Source organism: Pseudomonas sp. L5B5 (assembly GCF_020520285.1).
Taxonomy (GTDB): Bacteria; Pseudomonadota; Gammaproteobacteria; order Pseudomonadales; family Pseudomonadaceae; genus Aquipseudomonas.
Genome location: NZ_CP084742.1, coordinates 5,960,015 through 5,983,851, shown reverse-complemented (window position 1 = coordinate 5,983,851; position 23,837 = coordinate 5,960,015). Strand labels below are relative to the sequence as shown.

20 protein-coding genes are annotated in these 23,837 nt (G+C 62.3%); 7 read left to right on the top strand and 13 right to left on the bottom strand.

The genetic code is table 11. From position 1 onward, the window contains the following. Positions 1–98 precede the first annotated feature (98 nt). On the top strand, positions 99–1,790 hold the full coding sequence (gene arnT, locus LGQ10_RS27585) for a lipid IV(A) 4-amino-4-deoxy-L-arabinosyltransferase (RefSeq protein WP_413247573.1): 1,692 nt from the start codon (positions 99–101) through the stop codon (positions 1,788–1,790). 120 nt (positions 1,791–1,910) lie between these two features. Beyond that, positions 1,911–3,446, top strand: coding sequence for an ArnT family glycosyltransferase (locus tag LGQ10_RS27580; RefSeq protein WP_226523781.1), 1,536 nt, complete (start codon positions 1,911–1,913; stop codon positions 3,444–3,446). Between the two features lie 49 nt (positions 3,447–3,495). Here LGQ10_RS27580 and ttcA read toward each other — a convergent pair whose 3' ends face one another. Then, a complete protein-coding gene (gene ttcA, locus LGQ10_RS27575) occupies positions 3,496–4,320 on the bottom strand; it encodes a tRNA 2-thiocytidine(32) synthetase TtcA (protein WP_058437313.1) in 825 nt (274 codons plus the stop codon). Positions 4,321–4,606: 286 nt separating this feature from the next. On the opposite strand from ttcA, the gene LGQ10_RS27570 reads away from it, so the two are divergent. Together LGQ10_RS27570 and LGQ10_RS27565 are read left to right on the top strand one after the other, a co-directional pair. Further along, the gene (locus tag LGQ10_RS27570; protein ID WP_058437314.1) at positions 4,607–5,209 is read left to right on the top strand and encodes a Yip1 family protein; all 603 of its coding nucleotides are present in this window, start codon (positions 4,607–4,609) and stop codon (positions 5,207–5,209) included. Between the two features lie 158 nt (positions 5,210–5,367). Continuing rightward, positions 5,368–5,862, top strand: coding sequence for a SprT family zinc-dependent metalloprotease (locus tag LGQ10_RS27565; protein WP_058437315.1), 495 nt, complete (start codon positions 5,368–5,370; stop codon positions 5,860–5,862). 6 nt (positions 5,863–5,868) lie between these two features. Here LGQ10_RS27565 and LGQ10_RS27560 read toward each other — a convergent pair whose 3' ends face one another. Together LGQ10_RS27560 and LGQ10_RS27555 are read right to left on the bottom strand one after the other, a co-directional pair. Next, positions 5,869–7,050, bottom strand: coding sequence for a CaiB/BaiF CoA transferase family protein (locus LGQ10_RS27560; protein ID WP_226523780.1), 1,182 nt, complete (start codon positions 7,048–7,050; stop codon positions 5,869–5,871). A 147-nt stretch (positions 7,051–7,197) separates the two neighbouring features. Continuing rightward, positions 7,198–8,529 carry a dicarboxylate/amino acid:cation symporter gene (locus LGQ10_RS27555; RefSeq protein ID WP_058435229.1) on the bottom strand — a complete coding sequence of 444 codons (1,332 nt, stop codon included), beginning with the start codon at positions 8,527–8,529 and terminating at the stop codon, positions 7,198–7,200. A 334-nt stretch (positions 8,530–8,863) separates the two neighbouring features. Here LGQ10_RS27555 and LGQ10_RS27550 point away from each other — a divergent pair, with 334 nt between their 5' ends. Then, the gene (locus tag LGQ10_RS27550) at positions 8,864–9,862 is read left to right on the top strand and encodes an AraC family transcriptional regulator (RefSeq protein ID WP_226523779.1); all 999 of its coding nucleotides are present in this window, start codon (positions 8,864–8,866) and stop codon (positions 9,860–9,862) included. 9 nt (positions 9,863–9,871) lie between these two features. Here the strand turns inward: LGQ10_RS27550 and LGQ10_RS27545 are convergent, their stop codons facing one another. From LGQ10_RS27545 to LGQ10_RS27535, 3 genes are all read right to left on the bottom strand, one after another. Then, positions 9,872–11,218 (bottom strand): ATP-binding protein, encoded by a 1,347-nt coding sequence (locus tag LGQ10_RS27545; RefSeq protein ID WP_058435231.1) that lies wholly within the window; start codon positions 11,216–11,218, stop codon positions 9,872–9,874. Continuing rightward, the gene (locus LGQ10_RS27540) at positions 11,215–11,892 is read right to left on the bottom strand and encodes a response regulator (protein WP_022640261.1); all 678 of its coding nucleotides are present in this window, start codon (positions 11,890–11,892) and stop codon (positions 11,215–11,217) included. Before LGQ10_RS27540 ends, LGQ10_RS27545 begins: the two co-directional genes overlap by 4 nt. Positions 11,893–12,012: 120 nt before the next feature. Continuing rightward, on the bottom strand, positions 12,013–12,615 hold the full coding sequence (locus LGQ10_RS27535; RefSeq protein WP_058435232.1) for an outer membrane beta-barrel protein: 603 nt from the start codon (positions 12,613–12,615) through the stop codon (positions 12,013–12,015). A gap of 205 nt (positions 12,616–12,820) precedes the next feature. Here LGQ10_RS27535 and LGQ10_RS27530 point away from each other — a divergent pair, with 205 nt between their 5' ends. Further along, positions 12,821–13,546 (top strand): 4'-phosphopantetheinyl transferase family protein, encoded by a 726-nt coding sequence (locus tag LGQ10_RS27530; protein WP_058435233.1) that lies wholly within the window; start codon positions 12,821–12,823, stop codon positions 13,544–13,546. 3 nt (positions 13,547–13,549) lie between these two features. Here LGQ10_RS27530 and LGQ10_RS27525 read toward each other — a convergent pair whose 3' ends face one another. Continuing rightward, positions 13,550–15,160: an ATP-binding protein gene (locus LGQ10_RS27525; protein WP_226523778.1), complete on the bottom strand. Its 1,611-nt coding sequence runs from the start codon at positions 15,158–15,160 to the stop codon at positions 13,550–13,552. After that, on the bottom strand, positions 15,157–15,879 hold the full coding sequence (locus LGQ10_RS27520; protein ID WP_226523777.1) for a response regulator: 723 nt from the start codon (positions 15,877–15,879) through the stop codon (positions 15,157–15,159). The genes LGQ10_RS27525 and LGQ10_RS27520 overlap by 4 nt, the downstream gene beginning before the upstream one ends. Before the next feature lie 759 nt (positions 15,880–16,638). On the opposite strand from LGQ10_RS27520, the gene LGQ10_RS27515 reads away from it, so the two are divergent. Further along, positions 16,639–19,530, top strand: coding sequence for a ribonucleoside-diphosphate reductase subunit alpha (locus tag LGQ10_RS27515; RefSeq protein ID WP_226523776.1), 2,892 nt, complete (start codon positions 16,639–16,641; stop codon positions 19,528–19,530). 251 nt (positions 19,531–19,781) lie between these two features. On the opposite strand, the gene flgE is transcribed toward LGQ10_RS27515, so the two are convergent. From flgE to cheR, 5 genes are all read right to left on the bottom strand, one after another. Then, on the bottom strand, positions 19,782–21,116 hold the full coding sequence (gene flgE, locus LGQ10_RS27510; RefSeq protein WP_226523775.1) for a flagellar hook protein FlgE: 1,335 nt from the start codon (positions 21,114–21,116) through the stop codon (positions 19,782–19,784). Positions 21,117–21,145: 29 nt separating this feature from the next. Beyond that, the gene (flgD, locus tag LGQ10_RS27505) at positions 21,146–21,874 is read right to left on the bottom strand and encodes a flagellar hook assembly protein FlgD (RefSeq protein ID WP_226523774.1); all 729 of its coding nucleotides are present in this window, start codon (positions 21,872–21,874) and stop codon (positions 21,146–21,148) included. Between the two features lie 15 nt (positions 21,875–21,889). Further along, the gene (flgC, locus tag LGQ10_RS27500) at positions 21,890–22,333 is read right to left on the bottom strand and encodes a flagellar basal body rod protein FlgC (RefSeq protein ID WP_058433332.1); all 444 of its coding nucleotides are present in this window, start codon (positions 22,331–22,333) and stop codon (positions 21,890–21,892) included. A 3-nt stretch (positions 22,334–22,336) separates the two neighbouring features. Then, positions 22,337–22,744: a flagellar basal body rod protein FlgB gene (gene flgB, locus LGQ10_RS27495; RefSeq protein WP_058433333.1), complete on the bottom strand. Its 408-nt coding sequence runs from the start codon at positions 22,742–22,744 to the stop codon at positions 22,337–22,339. Between the two features lie 255 nt (positions 22,745–22,999). Next, the gene (gene cheR / locus LGQ10_RS27490; RefSeq protein WP_226523773.1) at positions 23,000–23,827 is read right to left on the bottom strand and encodes a protein-glutamate O-methyltransferase CheR; all 828 of its coding nucleotides are present in this window, start codon (positions 23,825–23,827) and stop codon (positions 23,000–23,002) included. Positions 23,828–23,837: the final 10 nt, after the last annotated feature.

The window sequence follows — 23,837 nt, the reverse complement described above, 5'->3', positions numbered from 1 at the left end:
CAATCCCGATACAAGTAACGACGCCCAGCTCTCTGCAGATGACTTCGAGGACACACATGCACCGCACTTTACCGCCCCGGGCTTATGGAACAAGCTCCATGCCGCTGGGCCATGCCGTGGGCGCAAGGACAACCGGCATCCTCCACCGCTGGGCCTTGCTCTGTTTACTGCTGGCCTTCGGCCTGTTCTACCTGCTGCCCCTCACCAGCCACGGCCTGTGGATTCCGGACGAAACCCGCTACGCGCAGATCAGCCAGGAGATGCTGCTCACGGGCGACTGGGTCGCCCCGCATTTCATGGGCATCCGCTACTTTGAGAAACCCATTGCCGGCTACTGGATGATTGCCATCGGCCAGGCCCTGTTCGGTGACAACCTGTTCGGCGCACGCATCGCCTCGGCCGTGAGCACCGGGTTGAGCGTGATCCTGGCCTACCTGATCACCCGGCGGATGTGGAACGATCCGCGCAAGAGCCTTGCCGCAGCCCTGCTGTACATGAGCTTCGGCCTGGTGGCCGGCCAAGCCGGGTATTCCAACCTCGATCCGCAATTCACCTTGTGGGTCAACCTGAGCCTGGTGGCATTGTGGTTCGCCCTGCACGCCCAGGCCATGCGCCCCCGCCTTCTGGCCTGGGCCACCCTGGGGCTCGCCTGCGGGATGGGGTTCATGACCAAGGGTTTCCTGGCCTGGCTGCTGCCGGTGTTGATCGCCCTGCCCTATGCGCTGTGGCAACGGCGTCTCGGCGAACTGTTGCGCTATGGCCTGGTGGCGGTAGGGGTGGCAATCCTCGTCAGCCTGCCCTGGGTACTGAGCATCCACGCCCAAGAACCGGATTTCTGGCGGTTCTTCTTCTGGCATGAGCACATCCGTCGCTTTGCCGCGGAAAACGCCCAGCACACCCGCCCGTGGTGGTTCTACCTGCCCATACTGGTAGTCTCGAGCCTGCCCTGGGCGGCCCTGCTGCCTGGCGCCCTGCTCCAGGCCTGGAAAGACAAGCGCCAGGCCGCCAACGGGTTCCTGCTGTTATGGCTGCTGCTGCCCCTGGCGTTCTTCAGCCTCAGCCGGGGCAAGCTGCCCACCTACATCATGCCGTGCCTGCTGCCTCTGGCCGTGCTCATGGGCCATGCCCTGATCGAGCGGGTCAGCGCGGGACAAGGCCTAGGAGTGCGCCTCAACAGCCTGCTCAACCTGCTGATCGGCGTCGGCGCCCTGATAGCACTGGTGGTGATGCAGATCACCCGGCCACTCTATGGGCACGATGAAATGCTCAGCCTGTCCCTGGTCTTCATCATGCTCATGGGCTGGATCATCGCCAACCTGCTGCCGGCCTCAAGGCCCCTGCAGTACTGGGCGGCACCGGCCCTGGGCATCGGACTGCTAGTGGCGCTGCTGCCCGCGGGCATGCCGGGAATGATCGTCCACAGGGAAATGCCCGACCAATTCATCAAGGAACATCTTGAAGAACTCCAGCAGACCAAGACCCTGCTGAGCAATGATCTGGGGGCGGCATCGGCCCTCGCCTGGCGCCTGCAACGCCCGCAAGTGGCGCTGTACAACACCGAAAGCGAATTGAAATACGGCCTGGCATATGCCGACTCGATCGACCGCAAGGTCAGCATGGAAAATGTCGCCCAGTGGATGAGCGACGCACGCAAGCAGGGTTCGGTCGGCGTGGTCATGCGGGTCAAGGATGTGGTGGAAAACCAGGAAGTCGCCCTGCTGCCGCCCGGTGGCAAACGCTATGTGAAGGGCAACCTGCTGATCCTGATCCTGCCTGCGACCCAACCCTGATCGATACCCGTCCCTGATGTCGCCCCGACAGCGTCGGCGCCCCAAGTGGGCGCTGGCGCCTGTTTGCACCACGAGGGCGATGAATCGCCCCTTCCTGATCCTGTCCACGGAACTGCGCCCATGAAGACCTGCAACAGCGACCGCAAGGCCCTGGCCCTGCTTCTGGGCGTGTCTGCCCTGATCCTGCTCCTGGGCCTGGGCTCGCGCGAGCTATGGGGACCGGAAAGCCGTTGGGCCAACATCGTGCTGCAGATGCTGCAGAGCGGCGACTATTTCGTCCCCTACCTCAAGGGCAGCCCCTATTACGACAAACCCCTGCCCTCCTACTGGTTGATTGCCGCCAGCGCCTGGCTGGCCGGCGGCCTGGGGCACTGGTCGCTGCGCCTGTCCTCGGTGCTTGCCGCGTGGTTGAGCATCTGGCTGGTGTACCGGCTCGGCGAGCAGCTGTTTCACAAGGGCACCGGCCTGATCGCCGGCTGGATGCTGGCCACCACCTTCTACTTCGCCTTCTGGGCTCGGGTGGCCACCGCCGACATCCTGACCGTGTGCGGGGTACTGGCCGCGGTGTGGTGGTACTGGCGGGGGCCGGAGGACACCCGACTAAGCCGCTACAGCGTGTTCTTCCTGTTGCTGGCCGCCACGTCGCTGTTCAAGGGCCTGATCGGTTTTGTCCTGCCGGGATTGATCCTGCTGCCCCACCTGCTGAGCCAGGGGCGCTGGAAACGACACCTCAACCTGCGCCTGTGCCTGGCCCTGCTGATGGCCGGAGCCTTGTACACGGTGCCGTTCCTGCTCTCACAGGTGTATGGCACGCCAAACGCCGGCGAAAGTGGCCTGAGCCTGGTGTTTCGCGAGAACGTGGTGCGCTTCTTCGAACCGTTCGACCATATCGGCCCGATCTATACCTACCTGATCTACTTGCCGCTCTACACCTTGCCCTGGGCTCCCTGCTGGATCCTCGGCCTGTGGGTTGCGGTCCGTCACTGGCGCCAACTGCACGCCAACGAGCGCTGGCTGATGTGGGCCCTGGGCCTGCTGTTCCTGTTCTTCACCGCCAGCGGTAGCCGGCGCAGCTATTACGTCCTGCCACTGGTGCCCTTCGCCCAACTGCTGGGTGCCTGGTGGCTGTCGCGGCGCCTGGAACAGGATCGGAGCAACGGCCAGGATCGTCGTCGTGGATGGACCCTGGGGTTTGCCAGCGCGGGCGCCGTGATGCTGTTGGTGCTGGGGGTGGCCTATCCCTGGAGCAACGGTGGCGGCGGGGTCATCCAGTTCGCCACGCAAGTCAGGACCGAGGCCAGCTGGATCGCCCCCTGGAACCAGTGGCGGATGGTGATGGTGGAGGTCGACAACAAGCTGCCGATGTACCTGCAGAACCAGGGAGCGCCGTTCTTTTATGTGGCGCAGACCCAGGACTTCCCGAAGACCGGTACCAGTGCCGATTTCATGGCCTGGCTGGACCGCAGCAGTGGCCAGCACTGGGACCCTCGGCGCACCTTGATCTTCGTGGAGCAGAACCGCCAGGGGCCGCAGTTGCTCGACTACCTGGGCAACGATCACCAGGTGATCCGGACCCAGGCAACCAACGGCGAGCGGCTGGCCGGGAAGGCCGCGCAAGGCAACCTGGCGTTCATTCCCCAGGCCGCCACGGACTGAAAGCAGCGCACCGCGCCACCAAGCAAAGGCGCGGCGGGCTCATGGCGAATTAAAGGTTCACCACGTTGACGAAGCGCGGCGTGGCGCTTTCATCGATGCGCAGGCTGGTGAAGTCGAACAGGTTGCGGTCCGCCAGCTGGGACGGAATGACGTTCTGCAGGCCACGGAAAATGCTCTCCGTGCGTCCCGGACTCTTGCGTTCCCACTCCTGGAGCATGTCCTTGACCACCTGGCGCTGGAGGTTCTCCTGGGAGCCACACAGGTTGCAGGGGATGATCGGGAACTGCTTGAGGTCGGAATAGGCCTGGATGTCCTTTTCGCTGCAATAGGCCAGCGGGCGGATCACCACGTTGCGCCCATCGTCGGCCAGCAACTTGGGCGGCATGGCCTTGAGCGAGCCGTTGTAGAACATGTTGAGGAAGAAGGTCTCGACGATGTCATCGCGATGGTGCCCCAGGGCCATCTTGGTCGCGCCAATTTCGTCGGCGAAGGTGTACAGGGTGCCGCGGCGCAGGCGCGAGCACAGCGAGCAGGTGGTCTTGCCTTCCGGGATCAGCTCCTTGACCACCGAGTAGGTGTCCTTCTCGACGATGTGGTACTCGATCCCCAGTTCCTTGAGGTAGGCCGGCAATATGTGCTCGGGGAAACCAGGCTGCTTCTGGTCCATGTTCACCGCGACGATCTCGAACTTGATCGGTGCCACCTTCTGCAGGTGCAACAGCACGTCGAGCATGGTGTAGCTGTCCTTGCCGCCGGACAGGCAGACCATGACCTTGTCGCCATCTTCGATCATGTTGAAATCGGCGACCGCTTCGCCTGCCTGGCGGCGAAGGCGTTTCTGCAGTTTGTTCTGGTTGACCGTAAGAGTGCCCATGGCGCTTGGAATCCGCGAAATGTGTGACGAAAAGCCGGACATTTTACGCAAGAATCCCGCCCCCGCGAAAGCGCCCACGAGCAGCGGCCATCGGCCCCGCGCGACAGAGGTCCTGGCGATTAACCCGGTGGTTTACAGCGCAATTTGCTCTAAAGGTGCGCACATCTGCCGACAACTCCTCCCTATACTGCGACATAAGGTCGCACATAAAGACCTGTACCGACCGTGCCACGTGGTTGTAACGCTCCGTTGGGGGGCGATGGCAACAATAAAGGAGTGACTGACCATGATTCATCATGTCGTAGGACTCTTCACCCACCCCGATCAGGAATGGCGAGACATCCGTGGCGATGCCGAAGAAAGCATCAGCCACATGTACCTCACTCACACGCTGATTCTGGCGGCGATCCCTGCGATCTCGGCCTTTATCGGCACCACCCAGGTCGGCTGGGTCATTGGCAGTCGCGCGCCGGTGATGCTCACCACCGAAAGCGCCCTGTGGATGACCATCATGTCGTACCTGGCCATGCTGGGCGGGGTCGGTGTCATGGGCGCCTTCATCCACTGGATGGCCCGGACCTATGACGCCAATCCAAGCCTGGCGCGCTGCGTGGCCTTTGCTACCTACACCGCGACCCCACTGTTCGTCGGCGGCCTGGCCGCGCTCTATCCCCATATGTGGCTGGGCATGATCGTCGGCACCGCGGCCATCTGCTACACGGTGTACCTGCTTTATGTCGGGCTGCCGACCTTCATGAACATCCCGTCGGACGAAGGTTTCCTGTTCTCCAGCTCGGTGCTGGCGGTGGGACTGGTGGTGCTGGTGGCGATCATGGCGTTCACCGTGATTGTCTGGGGCCTGGGCGTCGGCCCCATCTACACCAACTGACGCCTCGCCAATAATAATCCTCTGTCTGCCAATACAGGCCGCCGCAAGGCGGCCTGCCTCTTTGCGGGGCCGTGGAATGCGACGACCATTCGGCGCCTGGACGATTCGGATTGCGCGACCTTTGCGGCATACTCGGCTGCTCTGGAGAACCGTTAAGCATGCCCGAGCTACTCAATACCCGCGTCGAAGACTGTTTCCTGCTCGCTGAATCCTTTTTCAAACGCCCCTTCAAACGCCCGGTGGTCAGCCTCAAGTTGCGCGGCCAGAAAGCCGGGGTCGCCCACCTGCACGAGAACCTGCTGCGCTTCAACCCGCAGCTGTACCGGGAAAACGCCGAGGACTTTCTCAAGCAGACCGTGGCTCATGAAGTGGCACACCTGATTGCCCACCAGCTGTTCGGTGACCGCATCCAGCCCCACGGCGAGGAGTGGCAGCTGATCATGCGCGGGGTGTACGAATTGCCGCCCGATCGCTGCCATACCTATGAGGTCAAGCGGCGCAGCGTGACACGCTACATCTATCGCTGCCCTTGCGCCCAGAGCGATTTCCCGTTCTCCGCCCAGCGCCACAAGCTGGTGGCCCAGGGCCGGCGCTACCTGTGCCGACGCTGCCGCCAGACGCTGGTCTACAGCGGCGAAACCCGGATCGAGTGAAGTGTCCTAGGCGATCACCCCGTTGCGCCGCAGCGCTTCGATTCGCTCAGGCTCATAACCCAGCTCGGCCAGGACCTGGACCGTGTGAGCGCCCAACCTGGCGCCAACATGCCGGGGCTCGGGCAGCCCTGCGGAGAACTTCAACGGACACGCGATCTGCGCCTGCCGGCTACCATCCTCCCGAGGCACCTGGCTGACCAACTGGCGGGCCTGCAACTGCGGATGCTCCACCGCCTCGGCCAGGCTCAGCACCGGCTCGACGCAGGCATCGACCCCTTCGAACATCCGGCAAAGCTCAGCGAAATCGTGCTTCTCGAACTCGACCTGCAGGGCCAGCTTGAGCACCTGCTGCTGTTCCGGCAGCGGTGACAGCCCCTGGGCAGCCAGTTCAGGCCGGCCAAGCGCCTGGCACAGCCGCTGCATGAACACCGGCTCCAGGCTGCCCACCGACAGCCAGCGACCATCGCGAGTACGGTAGTAGTCGTAGAAACTGCCGCCATTGAGCACCTGCTGTTCCATCCCGGGCTCCACGCCACAGGCCAGGTAACCGGCACCCGCCATGGCGTTGAGGCTGAACACGCAGTCGGTCATGCTCACGTCCAGGTGCTGGCCCTGCCCGCTGTGCTGGCGGGCGATCACCGCCGCCAGCAGGCCGATCACTCCGTGCAGCGAGCCACCGGCGATGTCCGCCGCCTGGATGCCCAGGGGCAACGGCCCCTGCTCCCGGCGTCCGGTCTGGCTGGCCAGCCCGGCCAGGGCCAGGTAGTTGATGTCGTGCCCGGCGCGATCCTTGTAGGGGCCGGTCTGGCCATAACCGGTGATGGACACGTAGATCAGCCGTGGATTGATCGCCTTCAGGGCCTCGTAGCCCAGCCCCAGGCGCTCCATCACTCCCGGGCGAAACTGTTCGAGGACAATGTCGTAGTCCTGCACCAGTTGGCGCACCACTTCCAGGGCCTGCGGCTGCTTCAGGTCCAGGGCCAGGCTGCGCTTGTTGCGATTGAGGTAGGCATGGCTGGCCGATACGCCCTGGTCGTGCGGTGGCAGGACCCGCACCAGGTCCATGCGGGTCGGCGACTCGATGCGCAGCACCTGCGCGCCCATGTCCGCCAGCAGCAACGAGGCGAACGGCCCCGGCAGCAGCGTGGAGAAATCCAGTACCTTGAGTGACGCCAACGGCCCTTGCATGTGCCTCTCCTCTTGATCGACTGCCCACAGAGTAGGCAGCCGTGGCGGGTCCGCCAATCACCGCAACGGTCAGGCGCAATGACCGTTGTGCTCAGGCAACGGCCAATAAAAAACCCGCCGAAGCGGGTTTTTCACAGGCAACCAGGCTTACTTGATGCTCGGTGCCGGACCTTCGGCCACGCCCAGGTCGTCGACTTCACGGGTGTCGGTAATGGCCCGGCCACCGGATGCCAGTTCGGCCTGCAGCTTGTCTTCGTCCAGTTCCTTGACCCACTTGGCAACCACGACGGTGGCCACGGCATTGCCCACCAGGTTGGTCAGGGCGCGAGCCTCGGACATGAAGCGGTCGATGCCCAGGATCAGCGCCAGGCCGGCCACCGGCAGGTGACCCACGGCCGACAGGGTGGCCGCCAGGACGATGAAGCCACTACCGGTCACGCCGGCAGCCCCCTTGGAGGACAACAGCAGCACCAGCAGCAGGGTGATCTGGTGGGTGATGTCCATATGGGTGTCGGTGGCCTGGGCGATGAACACCGCAGCCATGGTCAGGTAGATCGAGGTACCGTCCAGGTTGAAGGAGTAGCCGGTAGGAATCACCAGGCCCACGACGGATTTCTTGGCACCCAGGCGCTCCATCTTGATCAGCATGCGAGGCAGCGCCGATTCCGACGAGGAGGTACCCAGCACGATCAGCAGCTCTTCACGGATGTAGCGGATCAACTTGACCACGCTGAAGCCGTGAGCACGGCAGATGGCGCCCAGGACCACCAGCACGAACAGCACGCAGGTGATGTAGAAGCAGAGCATCAACTGGCCCAGTTGCACCAGCGAACCCACGCCGTAGGCACCGATGGTGAACGCCATGGCACCCAACGCACCCAGGGGCGCGAGCTTCATGATCATGTTGATGATGTTGAACATCACGTGGGCGAAGCGGTCGATGAAATCCAGTACCGGCTTGCCGTAGGCACCCAGGCGGTGCAGGGCGAAACCGAAGATCACCGAGAACATCAGCACTTGCAGGATGTCACCGTTGGCAAAGGCGCCGACGATGGTGGATGGGATGATGTTGAGGATGAAGCCGACGATGCTCTGGTCATTACCGGCCGTCACGTAGGCCGCGACTTTCGAGGCGTCCAGGGTCGATGCATCGATGTGCATGCCGGCACCCGGCTGCACGACGTTGACCACGACCAGGCCGATCAGCAGGGCGATGGTGGAGACGATCTCGAAGTACAGCAGCGCGTAGCCGCCGGTCTTGCCCACCGACTTCATGTTCTGCATGCCGGCAATACCGCTCACCACGGTGCAGAAGATGATCGGGGCGATGACCATCTTGATCAGTTTGATGAAGCCGTCGCCCAAGGGCTTGAGGGCCACGCCGGTCTGCGGGTAGAAGTGACCGAGCAGGATGCCGATGGCGATGGCAACGATCACCTGGAAATACAGGGATTTGTACAGCGGCTGACGAGTCGTCATTGCAAAGTTCCTCAAAAGCCCCGGCATGCTGCTTCCATCACGGCATGCGGTGCCTAAAGTGCGAACCCTCCTGCACTGGAGGGATTTGTTGTGTCGAGCTGCGTACCGGCAGATCTGCTGGTTCTATCGCAAGCCCCGTGCCACTTTGTAAAAAAACACTTCAGGCCTTGTAAAACAGGTACTTAGAGTCCGGACTCACACCCCACGAGCACGGTGAGCCTGGCGGATTTCCGCCCGCCAGCCGAGCCTCGTCCTACAATTTGGCGGATATCCGCCTTGTCCCCAGGTGGGAGCGCTGGCTAAGATCCGCCACTCAATGGACGGATCAGCCCGCATGCGCGAACGCACCATCGCCAGCCACTTCGCCCGCGCCGCCCTCGGCGGGGCACGCCGGCGCGGCTATGACTCCATGCCGCTGCTGCAGCAATTGGGGATCAGCCCCGAACTGCTGAACGAGCCCAAGGCCCGCATCGCTCCCGAGCAGTTCACCCAATTGCTGCAACGGCTATGGCTGGAACTGGATGACGAGTACCTGGGATTCGGCCACGGCCCGAGCAAACGCGGGACCTTCGCGATGATGTGCCATGCCCTGATCCACTGCCGCACCCTGGAGAAGGCACTCAATCGCGGGCTGATGTTCTATAGCCTGTTCCCGCACGCCCCACGCTTGAGCCTGACGCGTGAAGGGGACATGTCCCGACTGAGCCTGGACGACGCCGGACTCTGGGACCCCGAGCACTTTCTCAGCGAATGCCTGCTGGTGATCTGGCATCGGCTGGGCAGTTGGCTGATCGGGCAGCGGATTCGCCTGGAACAGGCGGCCTTCAGCTACCCGCGCCCCGAACATGGAGCAGAATACGACCTGCTGTTTCCCTGCCCGCTGCAGTTCGACCAGACCCACAGCAGCCTGCTGTTCCACAGCCGCTACCTGGGCATGCCGTTATTGCAGGATGAGCGGACCCTCAAGCATTTTCTCGAACGCTCCCCCGCCGACCTGCTGTCACGCCCCGATGAAGGCGACAGCCTCGGCAGCCAGTTGCGGCGCCTGCTCAGCCGCGACCGCGAACACTGGCCCGACCTCGAAAACGTCGCCCAGCACATGCACGTCAGCCCCCAGACCCTGCGCCGGCACCTGCGCGAAGAGGGCCTGAGCTTCCAGGAACTCAAGGATGAGCTGCGGCGCGATATCGCCATCTACCACCTGGGGCGTGCCGATCTGTCGTTGCAACAGATCGCCGAGCAACTGGGTTTTTCCGAACCTTCGGCCTTTCACCGGGCGTTCAAGAAGTGGACGGGCCTGACCCCGGGCGCCTATCGCGCCAGGAGTCAGTGAAGCGCCTCGCTAGAGGTCCGGAAAGTGAATCCGGAAGGCTGCGCCCCCCAGGGCGGAATCCCCCAGGGCCAGGCGTGCGCCGTAGCTCTCGATGATGTCCTTGACCACCGCCAGGCCGATGCCCTGCCCCGGGTGCTGGCGATCCAGGCGCTCACCCCGCTGAAGGATCCGTGCACGCTGGTCCAGCGGCACCCCCGGCCCGTCGTCCTCCACGCACAACTCGGAGCCATCGAGGGTCTCGCGCACACTGATCCGTACCGAACCCAGGCACAGACGATAGGCGTTTTCCAGCAGGTTGCCCAGCAACTCCAGCAAGGCCCCCTGTTCGATCGGCAAGTAGCAGCGCTCGGGCAGGTCGAACGACACCCGCACCTGCTTGTCGCGATAGACCTTGTCCAGGGTGTCGCACAGGCTCTGCAACACCGGCCGCAACCGCACCTGATGGCGCACCAGGCCGCTCTTGCGCAGGCTGGCTCGCTGCAACTGATAACTGATCTGCTGGCTCATGCGTTCGATCTGCGTCTGCAGGACCCACGCCTGCTCACGATCCTCGGGACGCAGCGCCATGTCCTCGCTGACGCCCTGCAGCACCGTCAACGGGGTCTTCAGGCTGTGGGCCAGGTCATCCAGGGAGTCGCGGTAGCGACTGCGCTGCTCGCGCTCGCTCTGCAGCAGGCGGTTCAGCGAACCGGTCAGGCGCAGCAGCTCGCGAGGATGCTCCTCGCTCAGGCTCTGGCGGGTACCACTCTCGATCTGGTCCAGCTCCTGGCTCAGGCGTCGCAGGGCCTGCAAGCCCCAGGTCAGGCCCAGCCAGAGCAGCGCGAGCAGCACCAGCAGCGCCGCGCCGAAGCCCAGGTAGAGGTTCTCCCGGACCCCTTCCAGGGTCTGCTGGTACTCACGCACCGGCTGCAACGCGACGATACTGAAGGCCGCGCTCTTGCCACCCAGCAACTTGATCTCGACGTCGTAGACGAAGAATTCCTGGCCGTTGGCCTCGCGGATCCTGGCAAATTCGTTGCCACGCCCGTCATAGCGCGGCCGGTAGTTGATGTTTTCTTCCTGGGTGGCCCGGGAACGCCAGACCAGGTGCCCCTCGCGGTCGTAGATGTAGCCCAGCAGGCGGCTGTCGGCCAGGTTGAAGCGCTCGTCAGGCAGTTGCGCCGGCATCTGCAGACGGTTGTCCTCGATGCGGGCCGCCGAGATCAGGGTGGTAACGTCGGAGGCCAGGCGTTGCTCGATGGAATCCTGCAAGGCCAGGCTGAACGCCCCCTGCATGGCCGGCAGCAACGCCAGCATGAACAGCACGGCCAGGATAGTGGCAGCCAGCATCAGCCGCAGGCGCAGCGAGCGAATCATCGGCAGCGCTCATTGAACAGGTAGCCCAGGCCGCGCACCGTATCGATCGGCTTGAAGCCCGATGGCGCCTCGAGCTTGCGCCGCAGCCGCCCCACCAGCACCTCGATGACATTCGGGTCACGCTCGTCATCGTCCGGATACAGCTGCTCCATCAACCGGTCCTTGGCCACCACCTGCTGGTGATGCCGCATCAGGTACTCGAGGATCCGGTATTCATAGGCCGTCAGGGCCAGGGGCTGCTCGTCCAGGGAGGCCTGCTTGCGATTGAGATCCAGCAGCAGCGGGCCGGCAACGATGGTGGATTGGGTAAAACCGCTGGAGCGTCGCAGGAGCGCATTGAGCCGGGCCTCCAGCTCTTCGAACTGGAACGGCTTGACTACATAGTCGTCGGCACCGGTCGCCAGCCCCTCGACCTTGTCCTGCCAGTTGCCGCGGGCAGTGAGGATGAGGATCGGGAACGTCTTGCCTCGGGCGCGCAGTTGCCGGATCAGGTCCAGGCCGCCCATGCCCGGCAGGCCCAGGTCGATCACCGCCAGATCGTGGTTGAACTGCTCGGTCTGGTACAACGCCTCTTCGGCATTCGCCACGGACTCGACGACATGCCCGCTGTCAGTGAGGCGGGTTTGCAGGTGATGGCGCAGAAGCGCCTCATCCTCGACGACCAGCAATTTCATAATGCTCTCCCAGGCAAAAATTCGACGTCCGCGGGGCACTCCTGTGCCACGGTGATGGATATGCCAACGCCGGGCCGTGCCTTGGGCACGGTCCGGCGTGGTTCAAGCCCGGCCGCTTGTTCAGAAAGCGTAGTTGGCCGAGAGGTAGGTCTGGGCGCTGCTGGTGAGACTCAGCGAGCCCTGCTTGCTGCCACCGCGCGCGCTCATCTCGGTCCCGGCATTGCTGCGCAGATACCGGTAACCGAGCTCCACCGAGGCATTTTGCGAAACCTGCTGCAGTACACCGGCCTGCACGCCCAGCGCATAACCGATATCGCTGTCACGGCTGAACCCCGGAGATTCCTGGGTCAACTTGGTCAGGCCTGCGCTGGCGCCGCCGAACAACCGGGTGCTGCTGGTCACCGGCAGGAACCGGTCGTAACTGCCCAGCAGGTTCTGCTGGCGCAGTTTAACGCCATTGTGCGAGCCGGAAACGTAATCGTAGGTGGCGTAGTGACGGCCCTGGTCATTCTGCTGGCCGACTCGCAGCCCCCAGGTAGTGTCCTTGCCGATCACCCCGTCGGTATTCGGGTGGCCGAGGTTGCTGTTGAGCGCACCGGATTTCTTGATCTTGTCGCTGGTCTGGCCGAGGGTCAGGCTGGCGAAGTTGCTGTCAGTGGCCTGGGCTGCGGCACTGGCGCCGAGAACGGTAAAGGCCAGGATCAGTTTTTTCAATGAAGTCATGGGAAACTTCCTTTGGCGTTTGACATTTGGGTACGGGGCTAGAGTAAACAACCCGCCCTGAACTCCCACTGAACACCCCCTTAACCTCACCTGAACCACAGCACTGCCACGTAGTGCGAGCCGCTGCGCCTCCCGCTGACATCAGCCCTCTTTATATGCTGCGCACGGCTACCCTCGAATGTCGCAACCCGGCACACTAGCGGCCATGAACGAACACCACTCCCTCCCCGCCTGCTGCACCTCCCCGGACGCGTCCTGGCCCTTGCCGGATGCCTTGCCCCATGCCCTGTTGCTCAGCACCCGGTTCGACCCCAAGCAACTGGCCACCGATGACTTCCAGCGCAGCGGCATCGAGGCGCCACCGAACATCCAGCGCTCGGTGACCAAGCGCCAGGCCGAGTTCCTGGCAGGACGCCTGTGCGCGCGCAGCGCCCTATGGCAATTGCAACAGCTGGACTGGGTTCCCCCGATCGGCGCGGATCGGGCACCGATCTGGCCAGAGCATATCTGCGGTTCGATCACTCACAGTACCGGGCGCGCTGCGGCCATCGTCGCCGACAAACAGCACTGGCGGGCACTGGGCATGGACCTGGAAGTGCTGCTCGAGGGCGAGCGCGCAGCCAACCTGGCAGGACACATCCTGACACCCGCCGAGTTGCTGCGCCGCGACCAGCTCCCCCCCGAACTGCACGCCCTGGCGGTGACCCTGACGTTCTCGATCAAGGAAAGCCTGTACAAGACCCTTTATCCGCTGGTGCAGAAGAACTTCTACTTCGAGCACGCCGAAGTGCTGGAGTGGAGCCTCGAGGGCCAGGTGCGACTGAGGTTGCTGACCGAGCTGTCCGAGGAGTGGCACCAGGGCCGCGAGCTGAGCGGCCAGTTCACCGTCCAGGACGGGCAGGTCCTGAGCCTCATCGCCATTGCCGCCTGAGACCTAGCGCGACTCCTGTTGCCGCGGCCAGCTCAGGCTGAAGCAGGCGCCTCCCAGGCTCGTGCTTCGGCTGATCAGCGCCCGGCCGCCATGCCAGTAGATGATCCGCCGCACGATCGACAACCCTAGCCCATGGCCGCCGGACGCTCGGGTCCGGCTGTCATCCAGGCGCAGGAACGGCGTGAAGATCTTCTCCCAGGCACTCTCCGGCACCCCGGGGCCGTCATCTTCCACATCCACCCGGCAACGCGACTGCCCCACCTGGTAACTGACGGTCACATGGGACTCGGCATGACGCATGGCGTTGCCTACCAGGTTCTGCAGCGCCCGGTGCAGGTAACGCGGTTCGGCCTCGACCCAGGCGCCATCGCAGTCGGCGGCGGACAGGCACAGGCCGCGCTCGACCTTGAGGTTGGCGCGCAATGGCGCCAGCTCACCGATCACCTGGTTGATCAGCGCATCCAGGTTGATGCGCTGGAAGTCCAGTGCTGGCGAACCCTGCTCCAGCCGTGCATAAGTGAGCATCTCGTCCACCAGCCGGTCGAGGTCCTGGATATCGTTGTCCATGCCGTCCAGATACTTCTGGCGCCCCTGGTCAGTCCCCGCCGAGGCGATCATCTCCAGGCCGAAACGCAGGCGCGCCACCGGAGTGCGCAGCTCATGGGACACTGCCCGCACCAGTTCGCGCTGGATCGCCAGCAACCGCTGCAGGTGCTCGGCCATGCCGTTGAAGGCCGCCGCCAGGCGCCCTACCGAATCCGCACCCCGGGTCGGAACCCGCACCTCCAGACTGCCCTTGGCGATACGCGTGGCCGCCGCCTCCAGGCCATTGACCCGACGTTCCAGTTGCCGCACCAGCAGATAGACGATCAGGCCGATCAGGCTCAGGCCCAGCACGGCAATCAGCACCAGCCACTCAGGGGGATAAGGGTTCATCTGGTACAGCGGACCGATCTCCAGCACCCAGGGCGTGCCCACCAGGCCGGCGAATACCCGGATCGAATCCCCTCCCTTGCCCAGCGCCATCACCGTGTCGCCTTCAGCAACCCGGCGACGCTGATCGTCGTCCATGTCGGTGGCATCGAGGGTGGACAAGTGCATGTCGAAACCAAAGCCCTTGTCCTGCTTCAACGCCGCCAGACGCTGGGGTTGCTCGGCCACCGGATAGCGCACCAGCTCGTCCGCCAGCAGGTAGATGGTGGCCCGGGCCAGTTGCTCGCTGATCTGCTGCACCTCGGCACTGAGCAACAGTTGTTCCCTTTCGCTGACCAGACGATAGATCCGGGCGGCGAACGGCCCGGTCTGCTCCACCAGGGCCTGGCCGCGCAACACCCGGCCACGCTGGCTACTGTCCAGGTCGGTCTGGCCGAAGGTCTTGAGGCTCAAGGGAATGCCCAGCAATCGCTCCCAGACGGCCAGGGCCCGGCGGCGCTCGATCTCGCTCATCGGTTGCAGGTTGTCGGCCATCAGGGAGAACGTGCCATGGGCCAGACGCTCACGGTACTGCTCGCTGCGCACCTGGTTGAGCAGGTGCAGGGCCAGTACCCCGAGCAGCGCCACCAGGATCAGTGCCGCACACATGCCGCCATAGATGCGCAGGAAGATCGAGTTCACAGGGGCAGGCCGGTAGCCGCTTCGGGCACGAACAGATACCCCTTGCTGCGAATGGTCTTGATCAGGCGCGGATGGTCCGGGTCATCGCCGATCTTCGGCCGGATACGCGAGATGCGCACGTCGATGGAGCGGTCCTGGCCGTCATACCCGATGCCGCGCAGGGCCGTGAAGATTTCTTCTCGGGAAAGAATTCGCCCAGCATTGGCCACCAGCAGCCACAGCAGGTCGAACTCGGCACTGGTCAGTTCGATCCCTACCCCGCTGAGCCAGGCTTCGCGCAGGGCGTTGTCCACCATCAGCGGGCCGAACTGCAGGCGTCGGGTTTTCTCCTGGATCGGTTCCGGCGCTTCGCTACGCCGCAGCAGGGCCTGGATCCGCGCGAGCAGCAAGCGTGGACGCACGGGCTTGCAGACATAATCATCGGCCCCCAGGTCCAGGCCCATGACCTGGTCCATGTCGTCGGTACGGGCGGTCAGCATGAGGATCGGCCCGTCGTAGCGGTCCCGAACCTTGCGGCAAATGCTCAGGCCATCTTCTCCCGGCAGCATAAGGTCGAGGATCACCAGGTCCGGCTGCTCGGCGATGATCCGTGCCCCAGCCAGGGCGCCATTGCCCTCGATCGTCACCCGCAACCCGTTGCTCTCCAGATATTCCCGGGTCAACTCAGCCAGACGCTGGTCATCCTCGACAATCAGTACCTGCCACGCTTCTTGCTCCACGCTCGACCTCTTCTTGATTGTTGTTGCCAGCATTGGGCGCCAATGAATGCGTACATCGTTGTGTCATGAAAAAGGCCGATAACCGGCCCGGTACAAGATGCATTGCGCACAGTGGATCGCGACGGATTGTAGCAACCGCCACAAGGCCCCATACAAGCGGCTGAAACGACTCGGTCAGGGCGCTTTTTTGTGATAGGGTTCGCGCCCGCAAAAATCCGCCTCTGGGCAATTTTTCACGGTAAAAAACAGTGACAAACGGTTCCATGCAGCGGGACTGCGGGCTGCAAGAGTTTTACCCAGTTCATGCACACTTTACGCACAAACTTATCCACAGGCCGTACATTGCAACCACCCCCCAAACGCATTATCTTGTAGCCCGGCGGCTAAAAAACCCTACATCTAGGGTTTTGCCCAAAAAACCAAACACAATTCAGACAAGAAACTCAAGCGCTTTTCTTGCGCCTGTTTGGTGAACCAATCGCTGTTTTAGAAGACCAACACCGCGCGTGCGGATGGCACCGTTTTCCACCCTGCCCAGGAGAAGACGGTACGGGTGTTGCAGCAACAGTCTGTGACCCGGAAATACGGTACCGGAGCCAATGCCCGGCACCCAGGACTTCGGCATGGAAGCGGCGCCAGCAGCCCTTCCTGAACTGTCCCGAAGTCGTCATGCCGGCCTGCGCCGGTTGTAGTGCTTCAGGACGGAACGGTGGGCACCTTATTGGTGCCCAAACAAACATAGAGAACGTGGAGACACCCATGCAAACCGACACAACTCGCGAGAACCCGCAGGCCAATGCGCCGCAGGCCGCCGATTCCAACCTGGATCTGTCTGCTACCGCACCTGGCCAATTGCGCGTGATCAAGCGTAACGGCACTGTCGTTGCCTATACCGACGACAAGATCACCGTCGCTATCACCAAGGCGTTCCTTGCAGTTGAAGGCGGCACCGCTGCCGCCTCGTCGCGCATCCACGACACCGTGGCGCGCCTGACCGAACAGGTCACCGCAACCTTCAAGCGTCGCATGCCATCGGGCGGCACCATCCACATCGAAGAAATCCAGGACCAGGTCGAACTGGCACTGATGCGTGCCGGCGAGCAGAAAGTCGCTCGCGACTACGTGATCTACCGTGACTCCCGTGCCAAGGAACGCGCCACCCGCTCCACCAGCGAAGAGCCGGTGAACGCCCACCCTTCGATCCGCATCTCTCGCGCCGACGGCAGTTTCGCGCCCCTGGACATGGGCCGCCTGAACACCATCGTCAGCGAAGCCTGCGAAGGCCTGGAAGAAGTCGACGGCGACCTGATCCAGCGCGAAACCCTGAAGAACCTGTACGACGGCGTGGCCATCAAGGACGTCAACACCGCCCTGGTGATGACCGCCCGTACCCTGGTTGAGCGCGAGCCGAACTACTCGTTCGTCACCGCCCGCCTGCTGATGGACACCCTGCGCGCCGAAGGCCTGGGCTTCCTGGGCGTGGCCGACAGCGCCACCCACCACGAAATGGCCGACCTGTACGCCAAGGCGCTGCCAGCCTACGTCGCCAAGGGTGTCGAGTTCGAACTGCTGAACCCGGTCCTGGCCGAATTCGACCTGGAGAAACTCGGCAAGGCCATCAACCACGAGCGTGACCAGCAGTTCACTTACCTGGGCCTGCAGACCCTGTACGACCGCTACTTCATCCACAAGGACGGCGTACGCTTCGAACTGCCACAGATCTTCTTCATGCGCGTGGCCATGGGCCTGGCGATCGAAGAGAAGCAACGCGAAGACCGCGCCATCGAGTTCTACAACCTGCTGTCGTCCTTCGACTACATGGCATCGACCCCGACCCTGTTCAACGCCGGCACCCTGCGTCCACAGCTGTCGAGCTGCTACCTGACCACCGTGCCGGACGACCTGTCGGGCATCTACCACGCGATCCACGACAACGCCATGCTGTCGAAATTCGCCGGTGGCCTGGGCAACGACTGGACGCCTGTGCGTGCACTGGGCTCCTACATCAAGGGCACCAACGGCAAATCCCAGGGCGTCGTGCCGTTCCTGAAAGTGGTCAACGACACGGCCGTTGCGGTCAACCAGGGCGGCAAGCGCAAGGGCGCTGTCTGTGCCTACCTGGAAACCTGGCACCTGGACATCGAAGAATTCATCGAGCTGCGCAAGAACACTGGTGATGACCGTCGTCGTACCCACGACATGAACACCGCCAACTGGATCCCCGACCTGTTCATGAAGCGCGTCTTCGATGACGGCAAGTGGACCCTGTTCTCGCCAAACGAAGTACCCGATCTGCACGACCTGACCGGCAAGGCCTTCGAAGAGCGCTACGAGTACTACGAAGCCCTGACCGAATACAACAAGATCAAGGTATTCAAGACCATCCAGGCCAAGGACCTGTGGCGCAAGATGCTCTCGATGCTGTTCGAGACCGGCCACCCGTGGCTGACCTTCAAGGACCCATGCAACCTGCGTTCGCCACAGCAGCACGTGGGCGTGGTCCACAGCTCGAACCTGTGCACCGAGATCACCCTGAACACCAACAAGGATGAAATCGCAGTCTGCAACCTGGGTTCGATCAACCTGCCGAACCACATCGTCGACGGCAAGCTGGACACCGCCAAGCTGCAGCGCACCGTGAACACCGCCGTACGCATGCTCGACAACGTGATCGACATCAACTACTACTCGGTGCCGCAAGCGCAGAACTCGAACTTCAAGCACCGCCCAGTGGGCCTGGGCATCATGGGCTTCCAGGACGCCCTGTACCTGCAGCACATTGCCTACGGTTCCGACGCTGCCGTCGAGTTCGCCGACAAGTCGATGGAAGCGGTCAGCTACTTCGCGATCCAGGCCTCCTGCGACCTGGCCGACGAGCGCGGCTCGTACGAGACCTTCCAGGGTTCGCTGTGGTCCAAGGGCATCCTGCCACTGGATTCGCAACAGATCCTGATCGAAGCCCGCGGCCAGAAGTACATCGATGTCGACCTGAACGAAACCCTGGACTGGGCACCTGTCCGCGCTCGCGTACAGAAAGGCATTCGCAACTCGAACATCATGGCCATCGCACCGACCGCGACCATCGCCAACATCACCGGCGTATCGCAGTCCATCGAGCCGACCTACCAGAACCTGTACGTGAAATCGAACCTGTCGGGCGAATTCACCGTGATCAACCCCTACCTGGTTCGCGACCTCAAGGCGCGCGGCCTGTGGGACTCGGTCATGATCAACGACCTGAAGTACTACGATGGTTCGGTACAGCAGATCGAACGCATTCCGCAGGAGCTCAAGGACCTGTACGCCACCGCGTTCGAAGTCGAGACCAAGTGGATCGTCGATGCCGCCTCCCGTCGCCAGAAGTGGATCGACCAGGCCCAGTCGCTGAACCTGTACATCGCCGGCGCCTCGGGCAAGAAGCTGGACGTGACCTACCGCATGGCCTGGTACCGTGGCCTGAAAACCACCTACTACCTCCGTGCCCTGGCTGCCACCAGCACCGAGAAGTCCACCATCAACACCGGCAAGCTGAATGCCGTATCCAGCGGCGGCGACCATGGCGACAGCGCAATTCTCGCTGCCCCAGCCGGCCCCGCTCCAGTGCCGAAGGCCTGTGCCATCGACGAGCCGGATTGCGAAGCTTGCCAATAAGCTGAGCCGACAGGCGCCCTTGCAGGCGCCTGCCCCAACCCCCGATACGCCACTGGTGTATCGGGGGTTTTCTTTTGCCCCAACAACAGGCCAGCATGCCGGGGCAGCCCCTCCCTCTCCACTCCCCCTGCCTTTCTCCACACCCCAACCGCATGACCAGCCCAGGCCCAGGCAGGTCCTGGCAGCAGAATGCAGGCATGAAAAAGCCCCTCGGAGAGGGGCTTCTTGTCCAGCGTGTCAGCGAACCTGCATCAGGTCATCTGGATGGTGGTCTGCATGATGGTGCTCTGGGTGGAGATGGTCTTGGCGTTCGCCTGATAGTTGCTCTGGGCCTTGATCAGGTTCACCAGTTCGTTGGTCAGGTTGACGTTGGACTCTTCCAGAGAGTTGGACTGAATGGCTCCCAAGGTGCCAGTCTTCGGCGCGTCATAACCCGGGATACCGGACGCGTAAGTCTCTTTCCACTGAGTGCCGCCGACTGGCTGCAGGCCTTGTTCGTTAGTGAAGCTGGCCAGGGAGATCTGGCCGATCGCCTTGGTCTGCTCGTTGCTGAAGTTGGCCAGCATGACACCTGTACCATCGATGGTCAGGTTGCTGATCTGGCCGGTGGAATAGCCGTTCTGCGCGATCACGGTACGGTTGCTGTCGCCAAGCACCGAGCCGGTCTTGGTCATGTCGATGCTGACGCCTGCCGGAGCGGCCTTGGCACCGTTGGGGGTAAAGGTGCCATTGACCACCCGGCCAGGGGTCCAGGCCGCAGCCGACATGACGATCTTGTTACCGGTGATAGTGAACGGGCTGACTGCAGGAGCCGTCGGCGGAGTCATGGAGGCAAGCTTGCCGGACGAGTCGAAATTGATAGTGATCGGCGACTGGAGCGGGTTGTTGAAAGCAGTCCCGTCCGGGTTGCGGCCTTCGATCAGGGTGTAGGTCTGCCACTGGTTAGGGCCGGTCTTGATCATGTACTGATCCATGACGTGCTTGTTGCCCTGGGTATCGTAGACCGGAGTGCTGAAGCTCTTGGTGTAAGTGGTGTTGTCGTTCGGGTCGAACTTGTAGGTCGTCGCCGCCGTGTTGATGGTGGTGGCGTCGGAGTTCAGGTTGATGGTCGAGGAAATCGAGTCGGTTGGCTTCGGCGCCAGGTTCGACGTATCGATCCGCAGGTCGGTCAGAACCCCGTTGATGATCTTGCCGTTGGCATCCACGGCATAACCTTGCAGGCGAGCAGTGCCATCACTGTTGGTGATGTAGCCTTCCTTGTCGGCCTTGAAGGTACCGGCACGGGTATAGGACAGCGAGCCATTGGTGCTCAGCACGAAGAAACCCTGGCCCTGGATGCCCATGTCCAGCACGTTGCCGGTGTTGTTGATGTCACCGTTGGTGAACTGCTGGGACACGTTGGACAGGCGTACGCCGTTACCCACTACCTGAGTGCCGCTGCCCAGCTTGGTGGCCGAGTACACGTCAGCGAATTCCGCGCGGGAAGACTTGAAGCCGGTGGTAGCAACGTTGGCAATGTTGTTGCCTGTCACGTCCAGTTGCTTGTTGGCAGCGTAGAGACCGCTAAGGCCGATATTGAAAGACATATTCCACTCCTTGTGCCGGTTAGTCGGCTCTAGATACCAATGGTTTGTACTTTGGACAGCCCGATAGGACTGCTCATGCCCGCCAGGTTCAGCATCAGCTCACCGCCGGTCTGGCTGATGGTGACGCTGTTGACCGTGGCCGGCAGGTAAGTGATCAGGTCAATGCCCTTGCCATCGATGGTGGTGCTGGCCTTGAACGTATAGCTGCCCGGTTCCGCCTTGGTACCGTCAGTCTTGGTACCGTCCCAGACGAAGCTGGCGCTGCCGGCTTTCTGGCTACCCATGTCGATGGTCTTGACGGTCTTGCCGTCCTTGTCGGTGATGGTCACGGTGACCGAGCTCACACTGGCCGGCACGCTCACCGAGCCGGTCATGCTCTTGCCGGTATCGACCTGGGTGTTACCGGTCTGGACGATCACCGAACGGCCTACCAGGGACGACGCCTGCAAGGCCTGGGACGACTTGTAGTTGCCCGTGATGGAGTTCACCGAATCATTGAGGGTGGTGATCCCTTCCAGAGTCGAGAACTGTGCCAGCTGGGCCACGAACGCACTGTTGTCCTGGGGATCCAGCGGGTTCTGGTTCTTCAGCTGGGTCACCAGCAATTTGAGGAACGCATCCTTGCCCAGGGCCTTCTTGCCGGAAGCGCTGTTGGTTGCGGCAGCCAGGCCATCGGCACTGGTATTCGCCGTCTTTTTCGACGAATTGGCCAACACATCCTTGAGGGATGGGGCTGTAGTGGTATCAGTAACGCTCATCGAATTCGCCCCTTATCACTGACCCAGGGTCAGGACCTTCTGCATCATGGTCTTGGCGGTGTTCATCATCTCGGCGTTGGTCTGGAACGAACGACTGGCGGAAATCATGTCGGCCATCTCCTCCACTACGTTGACGTTGGGGTAAAAGACATAACCCTTGGCATCAGCGGCCGGATGGTTGGGCTCGTAGCGGGCCTCGAGATTGCTCTGATCCTCGACGACACCCAGCACCTGCACACCCTGGCCGGCTGCATCCTGGTTCTGGAACAGCGAGCCGCTGTCACCGCCCTGGGCATTCTGGAACATGGTGGCGAACACCGGATGGCGTGCACGGTAGGTCTGGTCGATGCTCGACGAGACGCTCTCGGCGTTGGCGATGTTACTGGCGACGGTATTCAGACGGGTGGTCTGAGCGCTCATGCCACTACCGGCAATATTGAAAACACTGGCAAGGGACATGGATTACTCTCCGCGCAGGGCTGCAACCAGCCCTTTGAATTTGCTGTTGAGCAGCGTGAAGCTGGCCTGGAATTCCACCGCGTTCTGCGCATAGTTCGATTGCTCGAGCTGGGCATCCACGGTGTTCTGGTCGATCGAGGGCTGCATCGGGGTGCGATATTGCAGCGATTCGTCGCCACTGCTCACACCTTGCGCTTCGATATGCCGGTTATTGGTCAGGTTCAGGCCGAATGTGCCCTTGTTGGCCTTGTCGTTCTGCTCGGCGAGCACAGCGGAAAAGTCCAGGTCCCGAGCCTTGTAGTTCGGGGTGTCGGCGTTGGTGATGTTGTTGGCCAGGACTTCGGCACGCTTGGCGCGAAAGCCAAGTGCCTGTTCGTGGATACCGAGCGCTTTATCGAAGCTGATGCTCATTTCGGGAAACCTTTGGGTGACCTGATTTTTCGTTGGCTTGAACAAAGCAATCTGCGTGCCAAATAGCAAAGCCCCGTAAACAGGGGCTTTGCGGGCAGCGGCAAGGCGGCAAATGCCAGAAAAGCGGCAATGGTTTTCCGCGAAGTGCCGGCAAAGCGGCAATCACCCTGCCGTTCCGGCATGAATGGCAGGCATGAAAAAAGGAGGCCCGAGGGCCTCCTTTTCGTGTCGATCACCGGCAGCGATCAGCGTAGGTTATTTCGCCTGGTAGATGATCCCCGGGTTGCACTGCACCATCTGGTAAAGGTCCGGCAAACCGTTGAGCGCCTCGGATGCCCCCAGGAACAGGTAGCCACCCGGCTTCAAGGTGCTGTGGATACGCATCAGGATGTCCTTCTTCACCTCCGCCGAGAAATAGATCAGGACGTTGCGGCAGAACACCATATCGAACTTGCCCAGGCTCGCGTAGCTATCCAGCAGGTTGAACGAGCGGAACTCGACACGGTTCTTGATCGGCGCCTTGACCACCCAGCGGCCCGGCCCCTTGGGGTCGAAATAACGCTGCAGGCGCTCGGCCGACAAGCCACGACCGATAGCCAGGCTGTCGTATTCGCCAGTCTTGCAGTTGTTGAGCATGGTCCCCGACAGGTCGGTGGCAACGATCTGCGCGCCCATCTTCAACTGACCCATGTTGCTGCGCTCGAACTCGTCGATGGACATCGACAACGAGTAGGGTTCCTGCCCCGACGAACAGGCCGCGGACCAGATCCGCAAGCGCTGGTTGGGACTGGCCTTGATCGCTTCGGGAAGCACCTTGTTCTTCAACACCTCAAAAGGATAGGTGTCGCGGAACCACAAGGTCTCGTTGGTCGTCATGGCGTCCACCACCATCTCGCGCAAACCGCCGCGAGGCTGGGTCTGGATACGCTGGACCAGCTCGCCCAAGGTTTTTATACCTTGCTGCTCCATCAGTTTGTTGAGACGGCTCGAGACCAGATATTGCTTGTTTTCCCCGAGCAAAATACCACAGGCTTTTTCCAGGAAGACCCGGAACTGTTCAAAATCCAAATTACCCGTAGACAATGCTGCCGCC

Coding starts and splice junctions, on each gene's coding strand:
- LGQ10_RS27545 (WP_058435231.1), bottom strand. CDS start 11,218: ATGATTCGCTCGCTGCGCCTGCGGCTGATGCTGGCTGCCACTATCCTG.
- LGQ10_RS27535 (WP_058435232.1), bottom strand. CDS start 12,615: ATGACTTCATTGAAAAAACTGATCCTGGCCTTTACCGTTCTCGGCGCC.
- LGQ10_RS27555 (WP_058435229.1), bottom strand. CDS start 8,529: ATGACGACTCGTCAGCCGCTGTACAAATCCCTGTATTTCCAGGTGATC.
- LGQ10_RS27515 (WP_226523776.1), top strand. CDS start 16,639: ATGCAAACCGACACAACTCGCGAGAACCCGCAGGCCAATGCGCCGCAG.
- flgE (WP_226523775.1), bottom strand. CDS start 21,116: ATGTCTTTCAATATCGGCCTTAGCGGTCTCTACGCTGCCAACAAGCAA.
- LGQ10_RS27570 (WP_058437314.1), top strand. CDS start 4,607: ATGATTCATCATGTCGTAGGACTCTTCACCCACCCCGATCAGGAATGG.
- LGQ10_RS27550 (WP_226523779.1), top strand. CDS start 8,864: ATGCGCGAACGCACCATCGCCAGCCACTTCGCCCGCGCCGCCCTCGGC.
- flgB (WP_058433333.1), bottom strand. CDS start 22,744: ATGAGCATCAGCTTCGATAAAGCGCTCGGTATCCACGAACAGGCACTT.
- LGQ10_RS27580 (WP_226523781.1), top strand. CDS start 1,911: ATGAAGACCTGCAACAGCGACCGCAAGGCCCTGGCCCTGCTTCTGGGC.
- LGQ10_RS27540 (WP_022640261.1), bottom strand. CDS start 11,892: ATGAAATTGCTGGTCGTCGAGGATGAGGCGCTTCTGCGCCATCACCTG.
- arnT (WP_413247573.1), top strand. CDS start 99: ATGCCGCTGGGCCATGCCGTGGGCGCAAGGACAACCGGCATCCTCCAC.
- LGQ10_RS27565 (WP_058437315.1), top strand. CDS start 5,368: ATGCCCGAGCTACTCAATACCCGCGTCGAAGACTGTTTCCTGCTCGCT.
- ttcA (WP_058437313.1), bottom strand. CDS start 4,320: ATGGGCACTCTTACGGTCAACCAGAACAAACTGCAGAAACGCCTTCGC.
- flgD (WP_226523774.1), bottom strand. CDS start 21,874: ATGAGCGTTACTGATACCACTACAGCCCCATCCCTCAAGGATGTGTTG.
- flgC (WP_058433332.1), bottom strand. CDS start 22,333: ATGTCCCTTGCCAGTGTTTTCAATATTGCCGGTAGTGGCATGAGCGCT.
- LGQ10_RS27530 (WP_058435233.1), top strand. CDS start 12,821: ATGAACGAACACCACTCCCTCCCCGCCTGCTGCACCTCCCCGGACGCG.
- LGQ10_RS27560 (WP_226523780.1), bottom strand. CDS start 7,050: ATGCAAGGGCCGTTGGCGTCACTCAAGGTACTGGATTTCTCCACGCTG.